The organism is Ruegeria sp. CDSA034, assembly GCF_059612275.1.
Map to the genome: position 1 here is coordinate 252,156 of NZ_JBXWQH010000003.1, position 20,998 is coordinate 273,153.

Consider the following 20,998-nt stretch of genomic DNA (forward strand, 5'->3'; position numbering starts at 1 on the left):
GATGCGCTGTGGGGTCTGCTACGACCGTCAATGCTCACGCGTCAGCGCTGTCTTAAGGTGGCACATGCTAGTTTTTCTAACAATTGTCAAGGCATGAACTGTGAAGTGGGAACATGTACCTGCCGCGGCCGTCAGGGATCGGATTGTTCAAATAGAAGAACCTTGTCCGGCTGGGCTTTGAAAATCCCGAAGTGCTTCTTGGCTTTCATAACATCGGTAAATACCCGATCCTTAGGGGAGATGACTTTTTGTGTATGACCAAAAAAGGATTCCAGAAATGTGCGCTAAAATACTTGTAGCTACCACTCTGACCGTGGTTCTAGCCGCGTCTTCAGCAATCGCATGCTCTCGGATCGTCTATGAAACGGCAGACGGATCCTTCCTCACGGGGAGGACGCTTGACTGGTTCGAAGATACTTCAACAGATATTTGGGCCTTCCCGCGGGGCATGTACCGAGACGGTGGTGCCGGAGAGAATTCGGTCGAATGGACGTCCAAATACGGCTCTGTCGTGGCAACGATCTATGACGGAGCAACTGTTGACGGCATGAATGATGGCGGGCTGGTCGGCAATGCTCTCTATCTTGCCGAAGCGGATTACGGGACGGAAAATGCCGGAGACAAACCTCTCATTTCTGTCGGAGGGTGGTTGCAGTATTTTCTAGACAACTTTGCAACAGTTGAAGAAGCCGTTGCAGCTATGGAGCAAGAGCCATTCGTGATTGTAGCGCCGATGTTGCCTAGCGGACATGAGGCAGGGGGGCATATTGCGCTATCCGATGCGTCTGGTGACAGTGCAATATTCGAGTATCTCGATGGCGAGTTGGTTATCCACCATGGCCGCGAATTTACTGTCATGACAAACTCTCCTACTTTTGACGAACAACTCGCTATCACTACTTATTGGGGTGAAGTTAATGGTCTTTCATTTTTGCCCGGCACCCATCGGTCCTCCGACCGGTTTGCGCGGTTGAGCTGGAATCTGAATGCCGTTCCCTCGTTCGAAGACAAAAACGATGCGACGGCAGCGGTGTTCTCTCTTGTGCGATCAATTTCCGTACCATTTGGTGTGACGGACCCGGAGCGCCCAAACATCGCATCGACAACCTGGCGTACGGTCGCTGATCATGAGCTGGGTCGGTACTATTATGAGAGCGTGTTCAGCCCTACATTGTTTTGGGTGGATATCGAAAACCTTGATCTCTCCGATGGGGCTTCTACCCTGAAACTGGAACTTGGCGAAAAGCCCATCCTTGCGGGCGAGGTTTCGGCCAGCTTTGAACCTTCCGAGCCATTTCTTTTTCTCGGCGATACGTAACGTTGTAGTCACGGAGCTCAACCACTGACGACCGTCTGCCACATGGTCCTATCAGTAAAGGCCTCTTAACTATCAGCGCACGTTACCCGTTGCGCCGTTGTTGCGCAAAGCATTGACTTTGCGGGCTTTATCGCGTATAAGTTGTGTCATGCTAGAAGAGGTGGGCGACGGCCCCGGGGCGACCCGGTGGCCGTTTTTCGTTTCTCTCGTGCGGAGATCACTCACGCATGAGGTCACAGGCACACATGACTTTGATTACCCCGGAAGAGCGGATGTCCCAGACGGCTGATTTGTTGCAGTCGCTTGAGAGATCCATTCGCGATCTGCGCCAAGCAGCGGAAGAACTGCGCAGGCAGATCGGTGCCGGGGAGGATGCAGATCTTGCTGGTTCAGCCAAGCAACTCGGGCAGTTAGAGGGGCTGATCCGAAGTTGTCAGAAAGTGGAGACAAGCTTTGTCGAACAACATCACAGACAAGCCGGAATTGCCCAAGGGGGGTATGCGCTCGACCTTGAGCGCGCTCGATTTGAGGTTGGGTGCAGGCTGGATCGCCTCCGCGCCTGCTGCGGTTCGGGACAGATTTCTGAGTGAGATCGGGGAGGGGGGGCTGTGCGCCCTCCCTTTTCTGTTCGAGTTCTGGGCACTGCCGCATCAGTTGCCGCCCGAAGGCGACTGGCGGTCTTGGGTCATCATGGGGGGGCGTGGGGCTGGTAAGACGCGAGCCGGAGCCGAATGGGTGCGACAGGTGGTCGAGGGGTCTTTGCCGCTGGATCGCGGCGGGGCGCGTCGTGTGGCATTGGTGGGTGAGACATTCGATCAGGTACGCGATGTGATGATCTTTGGCGATAGCGGGATATTGCAATGCTCGCCGCCGGATCGGCGACCCGTCTGGAAGGCGTCCGAACGGAAACTGATCTGGCCAAACGGAGCAGAGGCGCAAGCGTTTTCAGCGCATGATCCCGAAGGGTTGCGCGGGCCTCAGTTCGATGCAGCCTGGGTGGATGAGTTGGCTAAGTGGAAGAAGGCGGGCGAGACCTGGGATATGCTGCAATTTGCGCTGCGCTTGGGGGAGCGGCCTCGGGTCTGTGTGACGACCACGCCGCGCAATGTGAAGGTTTTGAAGGAATTGCTGGCATCTCCGTCCACCGTGCAGACCCATGCGCCGACCGAGGCGAACAGGGCCAATCTGGCGGATTCGTTTCTGGCCGAGGTGCGGGCGCGCTATGCGGGGACGCGGCTGGGGCGGCAAGAGTTGGACGGCGTGCTGCTGTCGGATGCCGAGGGGGCGTTGTGGACCGGGTCCATGCTGGATGCGGCGCGAGTTGAAAATGTACCAGAGTTGGACCGTATAGTGGTGGCGCTGGACCCGGCGGTGACGGCTGGGTCGAATGCGGATGCTTGTGGGATCGTGGTGGTCGGCGCACAAGTGCAAGGGCCGCCCGAGGAGTGGCGCGCCTATGTGCTGGCCGATCGGACGGTGCAGGGCGTTGGCCCGGCGGGCTGGGCGCAGGCGGCAATTGACGCGATGGATGAGTTCGGGGGTGAACGTCTGGTGGCCGAAGTCAATCAGGGCGGGCAACTGGTGGAAGAGGTGGTGCGGCAGGTGGACCCTCTGGTCCCGTTCCGCGCTGTGCGGGCGTCGCGCGGGAAGGTCGCGCGAGCTGAGCCTGTGGCGGCATTGTATGAACAAGAGCGGGTGGTGCATGTGGCCGGGTTGGACGCGCTGGAGGAGCAGATGTGCCAGATGACCGCGCACGGGTTCGAGGGGCAGGGCTCGCCCGACCGGGTAGATGCGCTGGTCTGGGCGCTGCATGAGTTGGTTGTGAGGCCTGCGGGGGCGTATCGGCGGCCGAGGGTGCGGAGTTTGTAGATGCAGTCAATGAATTAGTTTTTCCTTTGTATTGCGATACATTACAGCTTGACGTTCTCATATGGATAGCCCAGCTTTTGCGTGACTATTATCTAAGGTTGCGCACTCGATGGGCGATGTAACTCACCTAGATCACTCTAGTTCGGTGTTTCGAATAATGCCGCCCACGACTAATGTATTGGGCCGAACCTTCCTTTTTCGATCATCGCAGTTAGGAACCGCTGTTTCAGTCCAGTACAGAGGCAATCATTATTTTATCACGGCCAACCATTTAGTTGATGACAGCTTAGAAAAACCGATTGCAATAAAGAGTCGACATGGCTGGGAGTACCTCAGTTCTGCTGTTTTGCTAACTAAGTCAGTCGATCTTGATATTGCTGTATTCAGTAACCCTCTATACCCTGTTGATTTTCTTGATAAGCTGTCGCTTCCGCTAGATATTGACGGCCTTGTTTGTGGGCAGCACGTACACTTCCTAGGATTCCCCCTGTCGCTTGAGGAATATGTTGACTTCTCGGGTTTGGAGGGGCGTCCTTTCCCATTTCAGAGAGGGGCTATTGTATCAGCTATTACCGGAAACCGTATGATATTGGACGGGTTCAATACGATAGGTTTCTCTGGTGGACCGGTTGTTCATTATAGAGATGGCTTACATAGAGTTTGCGGTGTCGTTACTGGCTACAAGGAAGAAATCAGACCAGTCGAAATGCCAGATTCCGATTGGCAGTCAGAACTAGATGCCGTTTACAAGCAAAACACTGGAATCACCTACGCAACATGCGCCAGCTCGATTAGAAATCTGATAGACGAAATCGGTTAAGAGCCTGTAAGTGTTTCTCTTTCCATGAATGGTAAGCGCGATTTTCCGTTGCTCAACCTCCGCACGCTCCATTCCCGAGGCTTAAACCTCTTTCCGTCATAACTCCTTTCAACAAGCCGGGCAGAGCGGCGGCAGAAAGGAGCACAGATGGTATTCGATTTCTTGCGTCGTGGATCGGCTGGGGAAGCGCCTGAGGCAAAGGCGAGCGCGGCGGGGCCTGTAGTGGCCTGGCAGACGGGCGGACGCGTGGCGTGGAGCCCCAGGGACGCGGTTTCGCTGACGCGGACGGGGTTTTCGGGGAACCCGGTGGGGTTCCGCTCGGTCAAGCTGATTGCCGAGGCAGCGGCGGCGTTGCCTTTGGTGCTGCAGGATCAGGCGCAGCGTTATGACGTGCATCCAATCATATCCCTAATGCGCCGTCCGAATGCGGCGCAGGGGCGGGCGGAGTTGATGGAGGCTCTGTTCGGACAGTTGCTGTTGTCGGGCAATGCCTATGTCGAGGCGGTGCAGGCCGAAGAAGGGCTGCCGGTTGAGCTGCATGTGGTGCGCTCGGACCGGATGAGCGTGGTGCCCGGGGCGGATGGGTGGCCCAAGACTTATGACTATGCCGTCGGGGGCAAGAAACATCGGTTTGCAGCGGAAAATATCTGTCATATCAAGTCATTCCATCCGCAAGATGATCACTACGGGTTCTCGCCAATGCAGGCGGCGGCGATGGCGATTGATGTGCATAACAGCGCGTCTCGGTGGTCGAAATCGCTGCTCGACAATGCGGCACGGCCTTCGGGGGCGCTGGTGTGGAAGGGTGGCGATGGCCATGGGGTGATGGCTGAGGATCAATTCCGCCGCTTGTCCGATGAGATTGAGCAGAACTATCGCGGGGCGCGCAATGCAGGCCGTCCGATGGTTCTGGAAGGGGGGCTCGATTGGAAGCCGATGGGTTTCTCACCCTCTGACATGGAGTTTCAAAAGACCAAGGAAGCCGCCGCCCGCGAGATCGCGCTGGCCTTTGGGGTCCCGCCGATGTTGCTGGGAATTCAGGGCGACGCGACCTATTCGAACTATCAGGAGGCCAACCGGGCGTTTTACCGCCTGACCGTTCTGCCCCTGGTGACGCGGGTGGCGGCGGCGGTGTCGGAATGGCTGGCGGGCTTTACTGGCGAAGAACTGGTGTTGAAACCCGACCTAGATCAGGTGCCGGCGCTGTCGGCGGAGCGGGATGCGCAGTGGGCGCGAGTCAACGGTGCCGAGTTCCTGACAGACGCTGAAAAACGCTTGATGCTGGGGCTGCCGGAGCGTGCAGATGGCTGAGGGGTATCCGCCGTTTGACTGTGCGCCGGGCCTGCGTCTGGCTGCGCATGAACGGGTGGCCGAGATTCAGCACGCGCATCTATGCAGGCGGCTGGATCAGATCGAAGAGATGATGGAACGGCTGGAGAAACGGCTGTGGTTGACGGTCTATGGAGTCGTTGCGGTGATCCTGGCGCAAGCGTTTCAGTCAATTCTGGTGGTGTCGCCATGAATTCAGAGACTTATGAGGAGGTATTCATGGACTTAGAGCACAAGTTCGCGCGGTTTAGCGATGGATTGTCGGTGACCGAGGACGCGGTGATCGAGGGCTATGCCAGCCTGTTTGGGCAGGTCGATCAAGGGAGCGATGTGGTGCAGAAAGGCGCATATCGCAGGTCGTTGGCCGGACTGAAGGCGGCAGGTCAGCTGGTCAAGATGCTGTGGCAGCACGACCCGGCGCAGCCCATCGGTGTTTGGGACGACGTGCGCGAGGATGAGCGCGGGCTTTGGGTCAAGGGACGTATGTTGGAAAGCACGCAGAAAGGTCGTGAAGCCGCGGAATTGATCCGGGCCGGGGCCATTGACGGGCTGTCGATCGGCTATCGCACCAGACGAGCCAAAAAAAATGAAGAGGGCCATCGGGTCCTGACCGAACTGGAGCTGTGGGAGGTGTCGCTTGTGACTTTTCCGATGCTGCCCAGTGCGCGGGTAGCGGCAAAGGGGGCGACCCCGGACGCCGAGGACACTCTGCGCTGTATTGCCGAGGTGTTTGATCACGCCCGGCAGGAGTTGGCGCGAACCTAGCGCGCCTCAATCCCACCCAAATAAGGAAGTTCTGATGAGCAAGACCGAGACCCCGGCCTTGACCGGAGAGGGTGTGCCCCTGGTTCAAGAGGTGAAGCAGGCGATGACTGGCTTCGTAAACGAATTCAAGGGCCTGAAGGCTGAAGTTAAAACCAAACTGCAACAGACAGAAGAGCGACTGACCATGCTGGATCGTAAATCAATCATCGCGGCGCGCCCGCATCTTGCAGCATCAATCGAGGACGGTGCGCCGCATCAGAAGGCTTTCGACGCCTATGTAAGATGCGGTGACGATGACGGCCTGCGCGGCCTGGATATCGAAGCCAAATCGCTGTCCAGCGCCGTTAACAGCGATGGCGGATATCTGGTCGATCCGCAAACCGCCGAGATGATCAAGTCGGTGCTGAAATCCACGGCCTCGATCCGTTCGATCGCTTCGGTAGTGAATGTCGAGGCAAATTCGTTCGACGTGTTGATCGACCACACTGACGTGGGCGCCGGCTGGGCGGATGAAAGCTCAGCGGCCACCGAGACAGCGACCCCGTCAATTGATCGAATCTCGATTGCCCTGCACGAGCTGAGCGCGCTACCCAAGGCGTCGCAACGTTTGCTGGATGACAGCGCGTTTGATGTCGAAGGATGGCTGGCCGGTCGTATTGCTGACAAGTTTGCCCGTGCCGAAGCGGCGGCGTTCATCTCGGGCGATGGCGCGGACAAACCCAACGGCATTCTGAACCATGCCAAGGTCGACAATGATGTCTGGACCTGGGGCAATCTGGGCTATGTCCCGACCGGCATTGACGGTGGTGTCGATGCGGATGCGATTGTCGATGTGGTCTATGCGCTGGGCGCGCAGTATCGCGTCAATGGCTCCTTCGTGATGAATTCAAAAACAGCCGGTGTGATCCGCAAGCTGAAAGACAGCGATGGTCGCTTCCTCTGGTCTGACGGTCTGGCTGCCGGTGAGCCTGCGCGCCTGATGGGATATCCGGTTCTGATTGCCGAGGATATGCCGGACGCGGGCACCGATAGCTTCTCGATCGCATTCGGTGACTTCCAAGCCGGTTACACAATTGCCGAGCGCCCTGATCTGCGCGTCTTGCGTGATCCGTTCAGTGCCAAGCCACACGTTCTGTTCTACGCGACCAAGCGCGTCGGCGGTGACGTGAGTGACTTTGCCGCGATCAAGCTGGTGAAATTCGGCACCGCCTAATTGGTGACGGATCCGGGGGGCATTTGCCCCTCGGGCGCGGGCGCGGGCCGGGGTGAGATCCCCTGCGTTGTCTAGCTGCTCCCCTCCGTCCGAGCAACGTGGGGCGGCGCGTGCCCGTCATTTTCTTGAGTGAGGCCCCCGGAGGGGTCCGAGATTGCGGAGTGAATGGATGATGTTGATCGAAGGAACCGCCATCGCGGATGCGGCGCTGCCGGTGGATCAGTTTAAGGCGCATCTGCGGCTGGGCACGGGCTTTGCCGAAGACAGCGTACAGGATGATGTACTGAAAGGATTTCTGCGCGCAGCCGTTGCGGCAATCGAAGCGCGCACTGGCAAGGTTCTGATCGAGCGCGATTTTTCCTGGAGCCTGACCGTATGGCGAGACCAGTCGGGAGAGGTGCTGCCGGTGGCTCCGGTCACCGAGGTCAAGAGTGTGACGCTGGCTGAGGCAGAAGGCGCAGAGACTGTCTTAGCCCCGGATAGATACCGGTTGGAAAAAGATGCTCAGCGTCCCCGTCTTAGGCCAATGGGGCCACTGATGCCGAAGATGCCAAAGGGTGGTTCTGTCAGGATCGTCTTTGCCGCTGGGATGGCAGCGGATTGGGGCGGGTTGCCCGCCGATCTGGGGCAGGCGGTGCTGTTGCTGGCCGCGCATTATTACGAATACCGCGACGAGACAGCGCTGGGTGCCGGGTGCATGCCATTTGGCGTTACCAGTCTGATCCAACGCTATCGCACAGTTCGGTTTGGCGCTGGGGTGATGCAATGAAAGCGCCGCGGTTGAACAGAAAGCTGGAGTTGGAGGCGCCGGTGCGCGTGGCCGATGGGTCAGGCGGATACACCGAAACCTGGGTGCCGCTGGGCACGGTATGGGCCGAGGTGACCGCCCGCAGCGGGTCCGAGCGGCAGGTGGCTGGTGTCCCTATTTCGCGAGTCGGCTATCGCATCGTGATCCGGGGCGCGCCCACCGGTTCGACCACGCGGCCATCGCCGGATCAGCGCTTTGCTGAGGGCGCACGTCGCTTTGTCATCCGCGCTGTCGCTGAGCGTGATCCGCGCGGCCAGTACCTGATCTGTTTCGCGGATGAGGAGGTGGCAGCATGAGCTATGGCGTTTCAGCCGCCCTCCAGGCGGCGGTGTTCAAGCAGATTTCAGAGGACGCGCAAGTTAACGATTTGTCGGGTGGCGCAATATATGACGCGCTGCCAGCCGGAGCAGTACCACAGACTTATGTGACGCTGGGACCAGAAGAGGTTCGTGATGTCTCTGACCGATCGGGCGGGGGTGCGGTTCATCGGTTCACGGTTTCGGTCGTGTCCGAAGCCGCAGGGTTCGGGGCCGCCAAGACCCTGGCAGGAGCTGTGTGTGACGCGCTGAAGGGTGCCATGCCCAGCCTTGATCGCGGGCGTGTGGTGGGCCTGTGGTTCGAGCGCGCATCAGCCCGGCGCACCGGGACCGGTGGAGCGATCCGCCAGATCGACCTGAAATTCCGCGCCCGCGTGGAAGACGACTAACCAATCAACGGAGAGAGCATATGGGTGCCCAGAACGGCAAGGACCTGTTGGTCAAAGTGGATATGAACGGCAGCGGTCTGTTCGAAACGATCGCGGGATTGCGCGCCACGCGCGTCAGCTTCAACGCGGAAAGTGTGGATGTCACCAGCTTGGAAAGTCAGGGTGGCTGGCGCGAACTTCTATCGGGTGCCGGGGTCAAATCAGCGTCGATATCCGGCTCGGGGGTGTTCAAGGACGCCGGGACTGATGAACGCGCGCGGCAATTGTTCTTTGACGGCGAAACACCGGATTTTCAGGTCATCATCCCGGATTTCGGTATTGTCGCCGGGCCGTTTCAGGTCACAGGTGTCGAATATGCGGGCTCACACAACGGCGAGGCGACCTATGAGATGAGTTTAGCCAGCGCGGGCGCGCTGAGCTTTACGGCGCTGTAAACCGATGGCCAATCCGTGGACGGGCGAGGTGGCATTGACCATCGATGGAGAGCGGCGGGTGCTCAAGCTGACGCTGGGCGCTTTGGCGGAATTGGAACAAGAGCTAGGCGCCGGTTCGCTGGTGGAACTCGTGCAACGGTTCGAAGGCGGAGCCTATTCCAGTGGTGACGTATTGGCGCTGATTGTGGCCGGATTGCGCGGCGGTGGCGGCGACGTCAACCGCGCCGATCTGTTGAGCGCCGAAATCGAGGGTGGCCCGATGGCAGCTGCGCGTGCGGCAGCCGAGTTGTTGGCGCGGGCCTTCATGGTGCCGGATCAAGCATGAGCGGGTTCAACTGGCCCGCCTTGATGCGGGCCGCGCTTGTCGGTCTGCGTCTGACGCCAGATCAGTTCTGGCGACTGACGCCAGCCGAATTGCAACTGATGTTGGGGCAGGGCCTAGGCCTTTCGGCGATGAACCGGGCTGGCCTGGATGCGATGCTGAAGGCCTATCCGGACAAATTACAAGGAGAGCGTGATGACGGATCGTGACGGGTTTGACGACTTGCAGGAACGCGGCGATGCGCTGGGTGACTCGCTGGGCGACGCGGCATCTATGGCGGCTGCTTTTGACGGCCAGATGAAACGGATCAGCGCGGCGTTTGAGGAAACCGGCAAGGATGTCGCGACGCTGGAGCGCGGCATGTCCAGCGGGTTGCGCAAAGCTTTCGATGGCGTGGTGCTGGATGGGATGAACCTGTCCGAAGCGCTCGACGTTTTGAAGAATTCAATGATCCGTACCGCGTATTCGGCGGCGATCAAGCCCGTGACGGATCACTTTGGCGGGATGCTGGCCGGAACCGTTGGCGGTCTGGTGCAGGGGCTTTTGCCATTTGCCGACGGCGGCAGTTTTTCTCAAGGGCGCGTCATGCCATTCGCCAATGGCGGTGTTGTCAGCGGCCCAACCACATTTCCCATGCGTGGCGGAACCGGGTTGATGGGGGAAGCCGGACCCGAAGCGATCATGCCTTTGGCGCGCGGGTCGGACGGTAAGCTTGGGGTGCGCACTTCGGGCGGTGGGCGTGCCGTAAATGTCGTGATGAACATCACCACCCCGGACGTGCAGGGGTTCCGTCGCAGTCAAAGCCAGATTGCGGCGCAGATGAGCCGCGCACTTGGGCGCGGCAATCGCAACAGGTAACTTGAGGGAGCAGGCCATGAATTTCCATGAGGTTAGATTTCCCGCCAGCCTGAGCTTTGGTTCGGTTGGCGGCCCCGAGCGGCGCACAGATATCGTGACGCTGGCCAACGGGTTTGAAGAACGCAACACGCCCTGGGCCCATTCAAGACGACGCTATGATGCCGGGCTTGGGATGCGCTCGCTTGACGATATCGAAGCGCTGATTTCGTTTTTCGAGGCGCGGCAGGGACAGATGTTCGGATTTCGGTGGAAAGATTGGTCTGACTTCAAGTCGGGCGGAGCAACGGCTGAGGTAGACAATGCCGATCAGGTCATTGCACGTGGCGACGGCAAGACGACCGAGTTCCAGTTGGTGAAAACCTACAGCTCTGGCGGGTTCAAATACGCCCGTCCGATCCTCAAACCGGTTCTCGGGACCGTCAAACTTGGTCTTGAGCAGGACGAAATGCGCGAAGCCGTGGATTTCGAGGTGGATCTGGCGCGGGGTCGGGTCACGTTTACGAACGCGCCGCCGCAAGATGTGGAAATAACGGCAGGGTTCGAGTTTGACGTGCCCGTTCGTTTTGACACCGACAAGATCCAGACCAGCGTGGCCAGCTTTCAGGCAGGCGACGTGCCCAACGTTCCGGTGGTCGAGGTGCGGGTCTGATGGGCGGTAACGCACAAGGATTGCAGGCGCATCTGCAAAGCGGGGTGACCACCACCTGTCGATGCTGGGCCATCATGCGCACGGATGGGCAGGTCTATGGGTTTACCGATCATGATATGGAGTTGCGCTTTGACGGGCTGACATTCAAAGCAAGCTCTGGCCTAACCGCGGCAGCGATCGAACAGGCAACCGGGCTTTCGATCGATAACTCTGAAGCGATGGGTGCGCTGTCTGATGCCGCGATTAGGGAAGAGGATATTGAGGCCGGACGGTTTGACGGTGCTCAGGTTCAGGCTTGGCTCGTGAACTGGGCAGACCCCGAACAACGAACTCTACAGTTTCGTGGTTCAATCGGGGAAATGCGTCGCGGCGGCGGGGCCTTTCATGCTGAGCTGCGAGGGCTGACGGATCTGCTGAACCGGCCCTTGGGGCGGATTTACCAAAAACCCTGCACCGCCGTGCTGGGCGATGACGCTTGCCGATTCAACGCGGCAGCGCCCGGTTTTCAGGCAGTGGCTGAGATCGTCAGCCTGTCGGCGGACAGTGTGCTTCAACTGAAAGGTGCGGACGCGCCGGATATGGGATGGTTCGAACGTGGCCGTCTGGATGTGATTTCCGGCACGGCCTCGGGTCTTTGGGCGTCGGTGAAACAGGATGAGCGTATCACGGGCGGGCGCAATGTCACCTTATGGACGGGGATCAGTGGCGGGCTGACAGTCGGTGATCGCGTCCGGCTGACTGCCGGGTGCGATAAGCGAATGGAGACCTGCCGAAGAAAATTCAACAATCTCATCAATTTTCAGGGCTTTCCGGACTTACCGGGTGAGGACTGGGTGATGGCTGTTCCCAAGAAAGACAAACCGAACAAAGGGGGCAGCAGACGATGACAATAGACCGGCAGGATATAGTTGCAGAAGCGCGCCGATGGCTAGGCACACCGTATGTGCATCAGGCGTCCGTCAGGGGTGTGGGTGCGGATTGTTTGGGATTGCTACGCGGAATCTGGCGCGCGCTGTACGGAGCTGAGCCGGAAACCGTGCCGAGCTACAGCATGGACTGGTCAGAGCCGCAGGGTGATGAACGCATGTGGGATGCCGCCCGCCGAAATTTGACATCAAAGCGGCCCTCGGAACTGGCAGCAGGCGACGTATTGCTGTTCCGCATGCGCGATGGCGGCGTCGCCAAACATGTGGGTGTTGTCAGCGAAACCGGCGCGGTCCCGCGGTTCATTCACGCATATTCCGGGCACGGCGTTGTGGAAAACGCCCTGAGCGACCCTTGGCGTCGCCGGGTTGTCGCCTGTTTCGCATTCCCGCTGGAGGTCAAGTAAATGGCTACGATTGTACTTTCCGCAGCCGGGGCTGCTCTTGGCGGCTCGATCGGTGGCACTGTCGCGGGTCTTTCCACAGCGATCATCGGCCGGGCTGTCGGCGCAACGTTGGGGCGGGTCATCGACCAGCGGCTGATGAGCCAATCTGTGATGGGTGGCGGCAGCGAGGTTGTCGAAACCGGGCGTCTGGATCGTTTCCGCCTGACCGAAACCGGAGAGGGGGCTTCGGTCACTACCGTGTTCGGACGTATGCGTGTCGGTGGGCAGATCATCTGGGCGTCGGACTTTCTGGAAACCCGCAGCACCAGCACGGCAACGCAATCCACGCGGGGCGGAAAAGGGTCGCGGCGGCCAAGTTCGGCCACAACAACCACGACCACGCATACCTACAGCTATTCGATCTCGCTGGCGATTGCCGTGGGCGCTGGGCAGATCTCTGACATCTCGCGTATCTGGGCCGATGGTGAAGAGCTTGAGCGCGCCGGGCTGAATGTGCGCCTGTACAAGGGCACCGACAATCAATTGCCTGACCCGTTGATCGAGGCGGTCGAGGGCACCGGACAGGTCCCTGCGTACCGGGGCACCGCATATGTGGTGATCGAGGACCTACAGCTTGCTGCATTCGGCAACCGGGTCCCGCAGTTTTCCTTTGAGGTTGTCCGACAGGAACAGCCGGGGCTGCCCGACACACTCGGTGCTGTTTCCCGGATCGTGCGCGGCGTGGCGATGATCCCGGGTACGGGCGAATATTCTCTGGCCAACAGGCAGGTGAATTATTCCAAAGGGCAGGGGCAAAGCTGGGCTGCGAACGTGCATTCGGCTTCGGGCGTTTCCGATCTGGTCACCTCGACCCACGCGCTGAATGCTGAATTGCCCGCCTGCGATGCGGTGTCGCTCGTCGTGTCCTGGTTTGGCGACGATCTGCGGTGCGGTCATAGCAAGGTGCAGCCAAAGGTCCTGCACAAAGAGTTTGATGGCAAGATCATGCCGTGGAGCGTATCAGGCGTATCCCGGGCGGCTGCCCAGATTGTTCAGATCGAAAACGATAGACCTGTCTATGGGGCGACACCGGCGGATGCGTCCGTAATCGAAGCGATCCGGCATCTGAACTCATCCGGTAAGCGGGTGATGTTCTATCCCTTCATCCTGATGGATCAGTTGCGCGGCAACGGTCTGCCCGATCCCTGGTCCGATGCCACCGATCAACCGCACCTGCCGTGGCGAGGGCGGATCACGCTGAGCGAGGCACCAGGCCGCAACGGGTCTCCGGATATGACTGCCGGCGCCGATGCGCAGGTTGCGCAGTTCTTTGGCCAGGCCCGCGCAAGCAACTTTGTCGTCGGCGATGGCACCGTCACCTATACCGGCCCGCAGGAATGGGGTTTGTTCCGTTTTATTTTGCACTATGCGGCGCTCTGCAAGGCAGCTGGTGGAGTGGCGTCGTTCTGCATCGCATCCGAGATGCGCGGCCTGACGCAAATCAGGGGCGCGACCGGGTTTCCTGCGGTGGCGCAGATGCAAATCCTCGCGGCTGAAGTGCGCAAAATCCTCGGGCCGAACACCAAAATCGGCTATGCGGCCGACTGGAGCGAGTATTTCGGTTACAAACCCGTCGATGCTGGCAGCGACCGGTACTTTCATCTGGATCCGCTTTGGGCCGATGACAATATCGACTTCGTTGGTATCGACAACTACATGCCCCTGTCCGATTGGCGGGACGGAGAAGATCACGCCGACGCCAAAGCGGGCGTAGATGCGATCTATGATCTGGACTACCTGCGCGGCAATGTTGAAGGTGGGGAAGGGTACGACTGGTACTACGCCTCGACCGAGGAATCCAAAGCGCAGATCCGGTCTGCGATCGAAGATCAGGCGCATGATGAGGCCTGGATCTGGCGATATAAGGATATACGCAACTGGTGGTCGCAACCGCATCACGAACGGATCGGAGGCGTGCGTCAAGCCAATCGGACCGCATGGGTGCCTCGGTCCAAGCCGATCTGGTTCACGGAACTGGGTTGTGCGGCCATCGACAAAGGCACCAATCAGCCGAACAAGTTTCTGGACCCGAAATCCTCGGAATCCAAGCTGCCGCGCTATTCCAACGGTCTGCGGGATGATTTCATTCAGGTGCAATATCTCAAGGCGATTTTGGGCTATTGGTCCGAGGCAAAAAACAACCCGGTTTCCAATACTTACGGCGGTCACATGATTGATCTGTCCAATGCCTATGTCTGGGCCTGGGATGCGCGGCCATATCCAACCTTCCCGAACCTGCAAAGCCAATGGAGTGATGGTGAGAATTACGCGCGGGGGCATTGGCTGAACGGGCGGTCGGGGTCGCGCACGCTGGCATCGGTGGTGACCGAGATTTGTCACGGGGCTGGCGTGACCGACATCGACACGTCGCGCCTTTATGGTGTGGTGCGCGGCTATGCCATCGAACAGGTCTCGGACGCGCGATCCGCCTTGCAGCCGTTGATGCTTCGCTATGGTTTCGATGCAATCGAGCGGGATGGCGTATTGCGGTTCCAGATGCGCAATGGGCAACGCGCCATCACACTGGATCAGGAGCATCTGGCGCTCAGCTCGGATATTGAGGCCGGTATCGAACATCGCCGCGAAGCCGAGGCTGAAATGACTGGCCGGGTGCGCTTGCGCTTTGTTCAATCGGATGGGGATCATGACATCGTCGCGGAAGAGGCCGTTCTGCCCGACACGCGGACGCATTCGGTGTCTGTCAACGAGATGCCCCTGTCCATGACCCGTGCCGAAGGTCGCCAGACGGCGGAACGGTGGCTAAGCGAGGCGCGGGTGTCCCGCGAAACCGTGCGCTTTGCGCTGCCGCCTTCGTTGGGGCACATCGGCGCGGGGGATGTCGTCAGCCTGGATGAAGGCGGACAGGGTGCGCGTTTCAGGATCGATCGACTGGAACAAGCTGAGATGCAATTGGCGGATGCCGTTCGGATCGAACCGGGAATATACGCGCCGTCTGATCTGCCTGATGACCTAGTCTCGACCAAGCCCTTTGTCGCCCCGGTTCCGGTTCTGCCAGTGTTCATGGATCTGCCGCTGATTACCGGCTCAGAGGTGCCGCATGCGCCTTACCTGGCTGTGTCTGCCGACCCCTGGCCCGGCAGCGCTGCAATGTATTCGGCTGTGAATGATGAGGATTATACCTTGCAAGAGGTTATCTCGGCACAGGCCGTCATCGGGTTTACTCAATCGCCTTTGCAGCGCGCCAGCGTAGGGGTTTGGGACGACGGTGAGCCGCTGCGCGTCAGGCTGGTCGACGGCTTGCTGGAATCGCGCCCGCGCGACGCTTTGTTGAATGGTGCCAATCTGGCCGCAATAGGGGACGGGACGCCCGGAAACTGGGAACTGTTCCAGTTCGCCAGCGCCGAACTTGTGGGTCAGGGGACCTATGCCCTATTGGGGCGCCTGCGCGGGCAATTGGGGACGGACAGTGTTATGCCTGAAACCTGGCCTGAAGGTTCAACTTTTGTCTTGCTCGATGAAAGAGTGTTCCAAACCGGGCTGTTGCGGTCTGAAAGGCGTGTGGCGAAACACTATCGCATCGGACCCGGAACGCGTGCCTATGACGATCCTTCTTTCCTCCACCAGGTTCACGCCTTCGACGGCAACGGACTTCGGCCATATGCTCCGGTGCATGTCAAATTAGCAAAAATCGGAGCGGGTGATGAAATTTCGTGGATCCGTCGAACCCGGCTGGACGGCGATGGCTGGGATGGATTTGACGTGCTGCTAGGGGAAGAGACTGAATCCTATCTGGTGAAAATCAGGATCAACGGGTCAGTAATACGCGAACAGGTTACGTCAGAGCCGCGCTGGACATACCCATCAACGATGAAAGCCGCCGATGGCGTAACCGGCACTTACGAGGTTGATGTGGCACAGATCTCAGCCAGCTACGGGCCGGGTCCCGCCGCACGTCTTCTGGTTGGGTAAGGCAGTTATGCGTCCTGTTTTGCACGGCGATGTAAGTGCCGCGGCGCGGGTGTTGCTAAACGCGACGCCTTCCGACCGGGAACGCCTGTGCACTAGAATGATCAACGAAGCTGAACTGGCCGACATCTATGTCGGCCATACAGGCCGGCTACACCCGCTGTTTGGTAATGGCTCATTGATGACAGTGGCCCGAACCCGGCCATTGGCCAACGAGCCAAGCTTTGACGATTTGCAATATTGCCAGTGTTTTGAGATGGTTCTGCGATGCCTGGTTCAATTCCGCGTTACCCGGATGCGCAGCTGACGCACTTGCTGGCCGCTGGATCAAGGTTCAGACGACCAACCGGAATCTCTTCGCCGCAATCCTCGCAATACCCGAATTCTCCATCTTTGATCCGGGTCAGGGCCACTGACAACCGGCGTGTTTCGATATCACGATTCGCTTGCTGAGCCTTGGCCATGGCCTGATTTTGCAGGGCGTCCATCCGGCTGAGCCGCCCGACTGCCTGTTGGTCCAGTTCAACAACTGCCTGTGCCTCGGTTCCAAGCGCAGAATGCGCGGCCAATTCGTCCAATCGCGCGCGGATACGGGCTTCGAAATCCTCCAACTGGGTTTCATTCATTTTCGTTGCCCTGCAGATCACGGGTTTGCGTTTGGTGATTTTACAACTAAATGGCATTCTAGGCGCAGCAAAGGATGAAAAGCCATGTTCGAAACGCGCAGCCACGTGACCCCTGTCGACCCTGTTTGGGATCGCATCACCGCCGAAGCTCAGTCGGCAGTTGAGATTGAGCCTTTGATGGGTGGGCTGGTTCACGCCTGTATCTTGCACCACCGTAGCCTGGAACGGGCGCTGTCCTACCGGATTGCGGCCAAGCTGTGCTCGAACGAAATGTCGATGATGGTGCTGCGCGAGATCGTGGACGAAGCCTACGCCGACGACCCCGCACTGCTCGAAGCTGCGCGCGCGGATTTGATGGCCGTCTACGAACGCGACCCGGCCTGCCACCGCCTGTTGCAACCAATCCTTTACTTCAAAGGGTATCAGGCGATGCAAGCCTATCGCGTGGGGCACTGGTTGTGGCGCAAGGGGCGTTATGATCTGGCGTACTTCTTTCAGATGCGCTCGTCCGAGATTTTCGGGATTGATATCCACCCCGCGGCAAAGATCGGGAAAGGTATCATGATCGACCACGCGCATTCGATCGTGATTGGTGAAACGGCGATCGTTGGCGACAACGTCTCTATGTTGCATTCGGTGACCCTTGGCGGGACCGGTAAGGAAGAAGAACAGCGCCATCCCACGATTGGCGATGGCGTGCTGATTGGGGCGGGTGCTAAGGTTCTGGGCAATATCGTAGTTGGCCATTGCAGCCGTATCGCTGCAGGCTCGGTCGTGCTGCAGGAAGTGCCTGCTTGCAAAACCGTGGCCGGAATACCGGCCAAGATCGTCGGAGAGGCCGGGTGCGATCAACCCTCAATCTCGATGGATCACATGCTGGGCAAAGACCAGTAATTCAAGTCAGTTCAAGCGGTCGTTCTTTTTGATCGACCGCTTGCGTCGCTGTTCTTCACGCCGCTTTTTTCGTTCTTCTTTCCTTTTCGCGCGTTCAGCTTCTCGTTTGGCCGTTTCGGCTGGATCAGAACTAAAGGCGGAATGTTCACCCGGATAGGTATTGGGCTTCGCCGCCGCAACCGTCGGCATACCAAACACAAGGGCTGCAACCAGCAAGAAGTTTACCGAATAGGTGGAAGTCATAGGGCACCTGTGTCCGTGATTTTCATTCAGACAAGGTGGTTGACGGTAGGTGTCGGTGCAACACGCGCGGTGATCACAAGCGCTCACATGACGGTTGTGATCTGGTTGGGTCGCGCCGGTCTGGTATCGGCGCGACCCTAATTTTTCCTTAGGCCAGCATGACCATCGGGTTTTCCAGGTTGTCCACAATAGCTTGCAGCAACTGGGCACCAAGCGCACCGTCAATGACCCGGTGATCGACAGACATTGTCACCGACATAACAGTAGCTACTGTCAGTTCACCGTCATCGCCGACAACCGGTTTTTTCAGCCCTGTTCCCACTGCCAAGATGCCCGCATGCGGCGGGTTCACGATGGCATCGAAATTGTCGATGCCGAACATGCCGAGGTTCGAGACCGCGAAGGTGCCCCCCTGATATTCATGCGGGGCCAGCTTGCGCTCACGCGCGCGACCGGCAAGGTCCTTCATCTCAGCCGAGAGCGCGGACAGCGACTTAGTGTCGGCGTCCTGCAGGACCGGTGTGAACAGACCGCCTTCGATCGCAACCGCGACCGCTACGTCCGAGGGTTTCAATTGCAGAACCCGGTCACCGGCCCAGACAGCGTTGCAGGCGGGAACCTGTTGCAGCGCGTTGGCGACGGCCTTAATGATGAAGTCGTTGACGCTCAACTTTACGCCACGGCCTTCCAGCTGCTTGTTCAGCTGGCTGCGGAACTTGAGCAACGCGTCCAGCTTGATATCGCGGCGCAGGTAGAAATGCGGGATCGTCTGCTTGGCTTCGGACAGGCGGGCAGCAATGGTCTTGCGCATCCCATCCAGCTTGATCTCTTCGTACGCGCGGCCCTCGTACATCCGGGCAACGGCATCCGCAGATGGACCAGCAGGCGCGGCAGCAGCCGGGGCAGGTGCTGGCGCAGCAGCCAGAGCTGGAGCAGCGGCAGTTGCCGTGGCGCCTTCGACATCGGCCTTCACAATCCGCCCATGCGGGCCAGAGCCGGTGATTTGCGCAAGGTCCAAACCTTTTTGGGCTGCAATGCGACGGGCCAGCGGTGACGCAAAGATGCGACCGCCATCCGCCTTGGCCGGAGCAGCCGGGGCAGGGGCGGGCGCCTCGGACGCCGCTGGCGCGGCAGCCTCGTTGCCCGCGGCCGCTGCGGGTGCAGCCGCGGGTGTTGCAGCTGGCGTGGCCGCGATGTCATCGGCGCTCTCGCCCTCTTCCAGCAGGACTGCGATCGCGGTGTTTACTTTGACCCCTTCGGTGCCTTCGGGGATCAGAATCTTGCCGATTGTGCCTTCGTCGACGGCCTCGAATTCCATCGTGGCTTTGTCGGTTTCAATCTCGGCCAGCAGGTCGCCGGACGAGACGGTGTCGCCTTCCTTGACCAGCCATTTGGCAAGGGTGCCTTCCTCCATGGTCGGTGACAGGGCGGGCATCAGAATTTCCGTGGGCATCTGTCTGTCGCTCCTTACCGGTAGGTCACTTGTTTGACGGCGGCGATCACTTCTTCGGTTGTGATCAGGGCCAGTTTTTCCAGATTTGCGGCATAAGGCATCGGAACATCCTTGCCGGTGCAGTTGATGACCGGCGCGTCAAGGTAATCGAACGCTTCCTGCATCACCACGGATGAGATATAGCCGCCAACCGAGCCTTGCGGCCAGCCTTCTTCGACGGTCACCAGACGGTTGGTCTTCATCACAGAGTTGATAATCGCGCCTGTGTCCATTGGCCGGATAGTGCGCAGGTCGATCACCTCGGCACTGATACCGTCCTCGGCCAGCTTGTCGGCGGCCTCAAGCGCATATTGCATGCCGATGCCAAAGCTGACGATGGTTACATCCGTGCCTTCGCGCCAGATACGCGCCTTGCCCAGCGGGACGGTCAGATCGTCCACCTGCGGCATGTCGAAAGAACGACCGTAAAGGATTTCGTTTTCTAAGAACACAACCGGGTTCGGATCGCGGATCGCCGACTTCAACAGACCTTTTGCATCGGCTGCGGAATAGGGCATCACCACTTTCAGGCCCGGTATTTGCATATACCACGCTGCGTAATCCTGGCTGTGCTGCGCACCGACGCGAGCAGCGGCACCGTTGGGGCCACGGAACACGATAGGACAACCCATCTGACCACCGGACATGTAGAGCGTCTTGGCCGCCGAGTTGATGATCTGGTCAATCGCCTGCATGGCGAAGTTGAAGGTCATGAACTCGACAATCGGTTTCAGTCCGGCCATGGCGGATCCGACGGCGATGCCGGCAAACCCGTGTTCGGTAATCGGGGTGTCGATCACGCGCTTGCTGCCGAACTCGTCCAGCATGCCCTGGCTGATTTTGTAGGCGCCCTGATACTCGGCGACTTCTTCGCCCATCAGGTAGACGTCCTCGTCACCACGCATTTCTTCGGCCATCGCATCGCGCAAAGCTTCACGCACGGTCTGCTGTTTCATCGGCGCATCTGCTGGCCAGTCCGGGGAAAGATCCACCTTAGGCGCGGCAGGTGCAGTTGCAGCAGGGGCAGCGGTCTCTGCTGCCGCAGGGGCCGCCTCGGCCACCGCCGCAGGTGCAGCTGCGGGAATGGCGGAGGCGTCTTCGCCTTCTTCAACCAGCACCGCGATAGGAGTGTTCACTTTTACCCCTTCGGTGCCTTCGGCGATCAGGATCTTGCCGACGATGCCTTCATCGACGGCTTCGAACTCCATTGTCGCCTTGTCGGTTTCGATCTCGGCCATGATGTCGCCGCTGGATACGGTGTCGCCTTCCTTGATCAGCCACTTGGCCAATGTGCCCTCTTCCATTGTGGGCGAAAGGGCGGGCATGAGAATTTCGGTTGCCATGTCTTAGTCGTCC

The 20,998-nt window shown here is 59.2% G+C and carries 24 protein-coding genes; 20 read left to right on the forward strand and 4 right to left on the reverse strand.

Going from position 1 to position 20,998, the window contains the following annotated elements; translation table 11 throughout:
- Positions 1 to 250 precede the first annotated feature (250 nt).
- The 19 genes from AC2FLJ_RS08040 (at position 251) to AC2FLJ_RS08130 (ending at position 16,694) form a co-directional block, all read left to right on the forward strand.
- Positions 251 to 1,318, forward strand: coding sequence for a linear amide C-N hydrolase (locus AC2FLJ_RS08040; RefSeq protein ID WP_496696807.1), 1,068 nt, complete (start codon positions 251 to 253; stop codon positions 1,316 to 1,318).
- Between the two features lie 498 nt (positions 1,319 to 1,816).
- Positions 1,817 to 3,187, forward strand: coding sequence for a DNA-packaging protein (locus tag AC2FLJ_RS08045; RefSeq protein ID WP_496705411.1), 1,371 nt, complete (start codon positions 1,817 to 1,819; stop codon positions 3,185 to 3,187).
- 109 nt (positions 3,188 to 3,296) lie between these two features.
- Positions 3,297 to 4,007 (forward strand): S1 family peptidase, encoded by a 711-nt coding sequence (locus AC2FLJ_RS08050; protein ID WP_496705201.1) that lies wholly within the window; start codon positions 3,297 to 3,299, stop codon positions 4,005 to 4,007.
- A 147-nt stretch (positions 4,008 to 4,154) separates the two neighbouring features.
- Complete coding sequence (locus AC2FLJ_RS08055; protein WP_496705203.1) at positions 4,155 to 5,318, forward strand: phage portal protein; 1,164 nt, start codon at positions 4,155 to 4,157, stop codon at positions 5,316 to 5,318.
- The gene (locus AC2FLJ_RS08060; RefSeq protein ID WP_108860356.1) at positions 5,311 to 5,529 is read left to right on the forward strand and encodes a GTA head formation protein, RCAP_rcc01685 family; all 219 of its coding nucleotides are present in this window, start codon (positions 5,311 to 5,313) and stop codon (positions 5,527 to 5,529) included. Before AC2FLJ_RS08055 ends, AC2FLJ_RS08060 begins: the two co-directional genes overlap by 8 nt.
- Before the next feature lie 26 nt (positions 5,530 to 5,555).
- The gene (locus AC2FLJ_RS08065) at positions 5,556 to 6,101 is read left to right on the forward strand and encodes an HK97 family phage prohead protease (RefSeq protein ID WP_496705204.1); all 546 of its coding nucleotides are present in this window, start codon (positions 5,556 to 5,558) and stop codon (positions 6,099 to 6,101) included.
- Between the two features lie 34 nt (positions 6,102 to 6,135).
- Positions 6,136 to 7,314, forward strand: coding sequence for a phage major capsid protein (locus AC2FLJ_RS08070; RefSeq protein ID WP_496705206.1), 1,179 nt, complete (start codon positions 6,136 to 6,138; stop codon positions 7,312 to 7,314).
- A 169-nt stretch (positions 7,315 to 7,483) separates the two neighbouring features.
- Positions 7,484 to 8,083, forward strand: coding sequence for a head-tail connector protein (locus AC2FLJ_RS08075; protein ID WP_496705208.1), 600 nt, complete (start codon positions 7,484 to 7,486; stop codon positions 8,081 to 8,083).
- A complete protein-coding gene (locus AC2FLJ_RS08080) occupies positions 8,080 to 8,418 on the forward strand; it encodes a phage head closure protein (RefSeq protein WP_496705210.1) in 339 nt (112 codons plus the stop codon). Before AC2FLJ_RS08075 ends, AC2FLJ_RS08080 begins: the two co-directional genes overlap by 4 nt.
- Positions 8,415 to 8,828 (forward strand): DUF3168 domain-containing protein, encoded by a 414-nt coding sequence (locus AC2FLJ_RS08085; protein ID WP_496705212.1) that lies wholly within the window; start codon positions 8,415 to 8,417, stop codon positions 8,826 to 8,828. The genes AC2FLJ_RS08080 and AC2FLJ_RS08085 overlap by 4 nt, the downstream gene beginning before the upstream one ends.
- A 20-nt stretch (positions 8,829 to 8,848) precedes the next feature.
- A complete protein-coding gene (locus AC2FLJ_RS08090) occupies positions 8,849 to 9,262 on the forward strand; it encodes a phage major tail protein, TP901-1 family (protein ID WP_496696792.1) in 414 nt (137 codons plus the stop codon).
- Positions 9,263 to 9,266: 4 nt separating this feature from the next.
- The gene (locus tag AC2FLJ_RS08095) at positions 9,267 to 9,587 is read left to right on the forward strand and encodes a gene transfer agent family protein (RefSeq protein WP_496696790.1); all 321 of its coding nucleotides are present in this window, start codon (positions 9,267 to 9,269) and stop codon (positions 9,585 to 9,587) included.
- Positions 9,584 to 9,793: a rcc01693 family protein gene (locus AC2FLJ_RS08100; protein WP_496696788.1), complete on the forward strand. Its 210-nt coding sequence runs from the start codon at positions 9,584 to 9,586 to the stop codon at positions 9,791 to 9,793. Before AC2FLJ_RS08095 ends, AC2FLJ_RS08100 begins: the two co-directional genes overlap by 4 nt.
- On the forward strand, positions 9,780 to 10,442 hold the full coding sequence (locus AC2FLJ_RS08105) for an RcGTA-type gene transfer agent tail tape measure protein (protein WP_496696786.1): 663 nt from the start codon (positions 9,780 to 9,782) through the stop codon (positions 10,440 to 10,442). Before AC2FLJ_RS08100 ends, AC2FLJ_RS08105 begins: the two co-directional genes overlap by 14 nt.
- Positions 10,443 to 10,458: 16 nt before the next feature.
- Positions 10,459 to 11,091 (forward strand): phage distal tail protein, Rcc01695 family, encoded by a 633-nt coding sequence (locus AC2FLJ_RS08110; protein ID WP_496696784.1) that lies wholly within the window; start codon positions 10,459 to 10,461, stop codon positions 11,089 to 11,091.
- The gene (locus AC2FLJ_RS08115; RefSeq protein WP_496705215.1) at positions 11,091 to 11,978 is read left to right on the forward strand and encodes a phage/gene transfer agent baseplate hub protein; all 888 of its coding nucleotides are present in this window, start codon (positions 11,091 to 11,093) and stop codon (positions 11,976 to 11,978) included. The genes AC2FLJ_RS08110 and AC2FLJ_RS08115 overlap by 1 nt, the downstream gene beginning before the upstream one ends.
- Positions 11,975 to 12,421, forward strand: coding sequence for an NlpC/P60 family protein (locus AC2FLJ_RS08120; protein WP_496705217.1), 447 nt, complete (start codon positions 11,975 to 11,977; stop codon positions 12,419 to 12,421). The genes AC2FLJ_RS08115 and AC2FLJ_RS08120 overlap by 4 nt, the downstream gene beginning before the upstream one ends.
- A complete protein-coding gene (locus tag AC2FLJ_RS08125; RefSeq protein ID WP_496705219.1) occupies positions 12,422 to 16,390 on the forward strand; it encodes a baseplate multidomain protein megatron in 3,969 nt (1,322 codons plus the stop codon).
- 7 nt (positions 16,391 to 16,397) lie between these two features.
- Positions 16,398 to 16,694, forward strand: coding sequence for a DUF7742 family protein (locus tag AC2FLJ_RS08130; protein WP_496705221.1), 297 nt, complete (start codon positions 16,398 to 16,400; stop codon positions 16,692 to 16,694).
- Here AC2FLJ_RS08130 and AC2FLJ_RS08135 read toward each other — a convergent pair.
- Positions 16,675 to 17,013, reverse strand: a complete 339-nt coding sequence (locus tag AC2FLJ_RS08135) for a TraR/DksA family transcriptional regulator (RefSeq protein WP_108860362.1) — start codon at positions 17,011 to 17,013, stop codon at positions 16,675 to 16,677. The genes AC2FLJ_RS08130 and AC2FLJ_RS08135 overlap by 20 nt on opposite strands.
- An 84-nt stretch (positions 17,014 to 17,097) precedes the next feature.
- On the opposite strand from AC2FLJ_RS08135, the gene cysE reads away from it, so the two are divergent.
- Positions 17,098 to 17,907: a serine O-acetyltransferase gene (gene cysE / locus AC2FLJ_RS08140; protein WP_058277511.1), complete on the forward strand. Its 810-nt coding sequence runs from the start codon at positions 17,098 to 17,100 to the stop codon at positions 17,905 to 17,907.
- 6 nt (positions 17,908 to 17,913) lie between these two features.
- Here the strand turns inward: cysE and AC2FLJ_RS08145 are convergent, their stop codons facing one another.
- From AC2FLJ_RS08145 to AC2FLJ_RS08155, 3 genes are all read right to left on the reverse strand, one after another.
- Positions 17,914 to 18,150, reverse strand: a complete 237-nt coding sequence (locus tag AC2FLJ_RS08145) for a hypothetical protein (protein WP_496696776.1) — start codon at positions 18,148 to 18,150, stop codon at positions 17,914 to 17,916.
- A 148-nt stretch (positions 18,151 to 18,298) separates the two neighbouring features.
- Positions 18,299 to 19,603, reverse strand: coding sequence for a pyruvate dehydrogenase complex dihydrolipoamide acetyltransferase (locus tag AC2FLJ_RS08150; protein WP_496696774.1), 1,305 nt, complete (start codon positions 19,601 to 19,603; stop codon positions 18,299 to 18,301).
- A 14-nt stretch (positions 19,604 to 19,617) separates the two neighbouring features.
- Positions 19,618 to 20,985: a pyruvate dehydrogenase complex E1 component subunit beta gene (locus AC2FLJ_RS08155; protein ID WP_282169358.1), complete on the reverse strand. Its 1,368-nt coding sequence runs from the start codon at positions 20,983 to 20,985 to the stop codon at positions 19,618 to 19,620.
- Between the last annotated feature and the right edge of the window lie 13 nt (positions 20,986 to 20,998).

Bases quoted from the DNA above. Each gene is read 5' to 3' on its own strand.
- AC2FLJ_RS08115 (WP_496705215.1), top strand. From the start codon at position 11,091: ATGGGCGGTAACGCACAAGGATTGCAGGCGCATCTGCAAAGCGGGGTG.
- cysE (WP_058277511.1), top strand. From the start codon at position 17,098: ATGTTCGAAACGCGCAGCCACGTGACCCCTGTCGACCCTGTTTGGGAT.
- AC2FLJ_RS08155 (WP_282169358.1), bottom strand. From the start codon at position 20,985: ATGGCAACCGAAATTCTCATGCCCGCCCTTTCGCCCACAATGGAAGAG.
- AC2FLJ_RS08065 (WP_496705204.1), top strand. From the start codon at position 5,556: ATGGACTTAGAGCACAAGTTCGCGCGGTTTAGCGATGGATTGTCGGTG.
- AC2FLJ_RS08150 (WP_496696774.1), bottom strand. From the start codon at position 19,603: ATGCCCACGGAAATTCTGATGCCCGCCCTGTCACCGACCATGGAGGAA.
- AC2FLJ_RS08095 (WP_496696790.1), top strand. From the start codon at position 9,267: ATGGCCAATCCGTGGACGGGCGAGGTGGCATTGACCATCGATGGAGAG.
- AC2FLJ_RS08100 (WP_496696788.1), top strand. From the start codon at position 9,584: ATGAGCGGGTTCAACTGGCCCGCCTTGATGCGGGCCGCGCTTGTCGGT.
- AC2FLJ_RS08045 (WP_496705411.1), top strand. From the start codon at position 1,817: ATGCGCTCGACCTTGAGCGCGCTCGATTTGAGGTTGGGTGCAGGCTGG.
- AC2FLJ_RS08110 (WP_496696784.1), top strand. From the start codon at position 10,459: ATGAATTTCCATGAGGTTAGATTTCCCGCCAGCCTGAGCTTTGGTTCG.
- AC2FLJ_RS08055 (WP_496705203.1), top strand. From the start codon at position 4,155: ATGGTATTCGATTTCTTGCGTCGTGGATCGGCTGGGGAAGCGCCTGAG.
- AC2FLJ_RS08090 (WP_496696792.1), top strand. From the start codon at position 8,849: ATGGGTGCCCAGAACGGCAAGGACCTGTTGGTCAAAGTGGATATGAAC.
- AC2FLJ_RS08070 (WP_496705206.1), top strand. From the start codon at position 6,136: ATGAGCAAGACCGAGACCCCGGCCTTGACCGGAGAGGGTGTGCCCCTG.
- AC2FLJ_RS08105 (WP_496696786.1), top strand. From the start codon at position 9,780: ATGACGGATCGTGACGGGTTTGACGACTTGCAGGAACGCGGCGATGCG.
- AC2FLJ_RS08085 (WP_496705212.1), top strand. From the start codon at position 8,415: ATGAGCTATGGCGTTTCAGCCGCCCTCCAGGCGGCGGTGTTCAAGCAG.
- AC2FLJ_RS08050 (WP_496705201.1), top strand. From the start codon at position 3,297: ATGGGCGATGTAACTCACCTAGATCACTCTAGTTCGGTGTTTCGAATA.
- AC2FLJ_RS08135 (WP_108860362.1), bottom strand. From the start codon at position 17,013: ATGAATGAAACCCAGTTGGAGGATTTCGAAGCCCGTATCCGCGCGCGA.
- AC2FLJ_RS08120 (WP_496705217.1), top strand. From the start codon at position 11,975: ATGACAATAGACCGGCAGGATATAGTTGCAGAAGCGCGCCGATGGCTA.
- AC2FLJ_RS08130 (WP_496705221.1), top strand. From the start codon at position 16,398: ATGCGTCCTGTTTTGCACGGCGATGTAAGTGCCGCGGCGCGGGTGTTG.
- AC2FLJ_RS08075 (WP_496705208.1), top strand. From the start codon at position 7,484: ATGATGTTGATCGAAGGAACCGCCATCGCGGATGCGGCGCTGCCGGTG.
- AC2FLJ_RS08060 (WP_108860356.1), top strand. From the start codon at position 5,311: ATGGCTGAGGGGTATCCGCCGTTTGACTGTGCGCCGGGCCTGCGTCTG.
- AC2FLJ_RS08080 (WP_496705210.1), top strand. From the start codon at position 8,080: ATGAAAGCGCCGCGGTTGAACAGAAAGCTGGAGTTGGAGGCGCCGGTG.
- AC2FLJ_RS08145 (WP_496696776.1), bottom strand. From the start codon at position 18,150: ATGACTTCCACCTATTCGGTAAACTTCTTGCTGGTTGCAGCCCTTGTG.
- AC2FLJ_RS08125 (WP_496705219.1), top strand. From the start codon at position 12,422: ATGGCTACGATTGTACTTTCCGCAGCCGGGGCTGCTCTTGGCGGCTCG.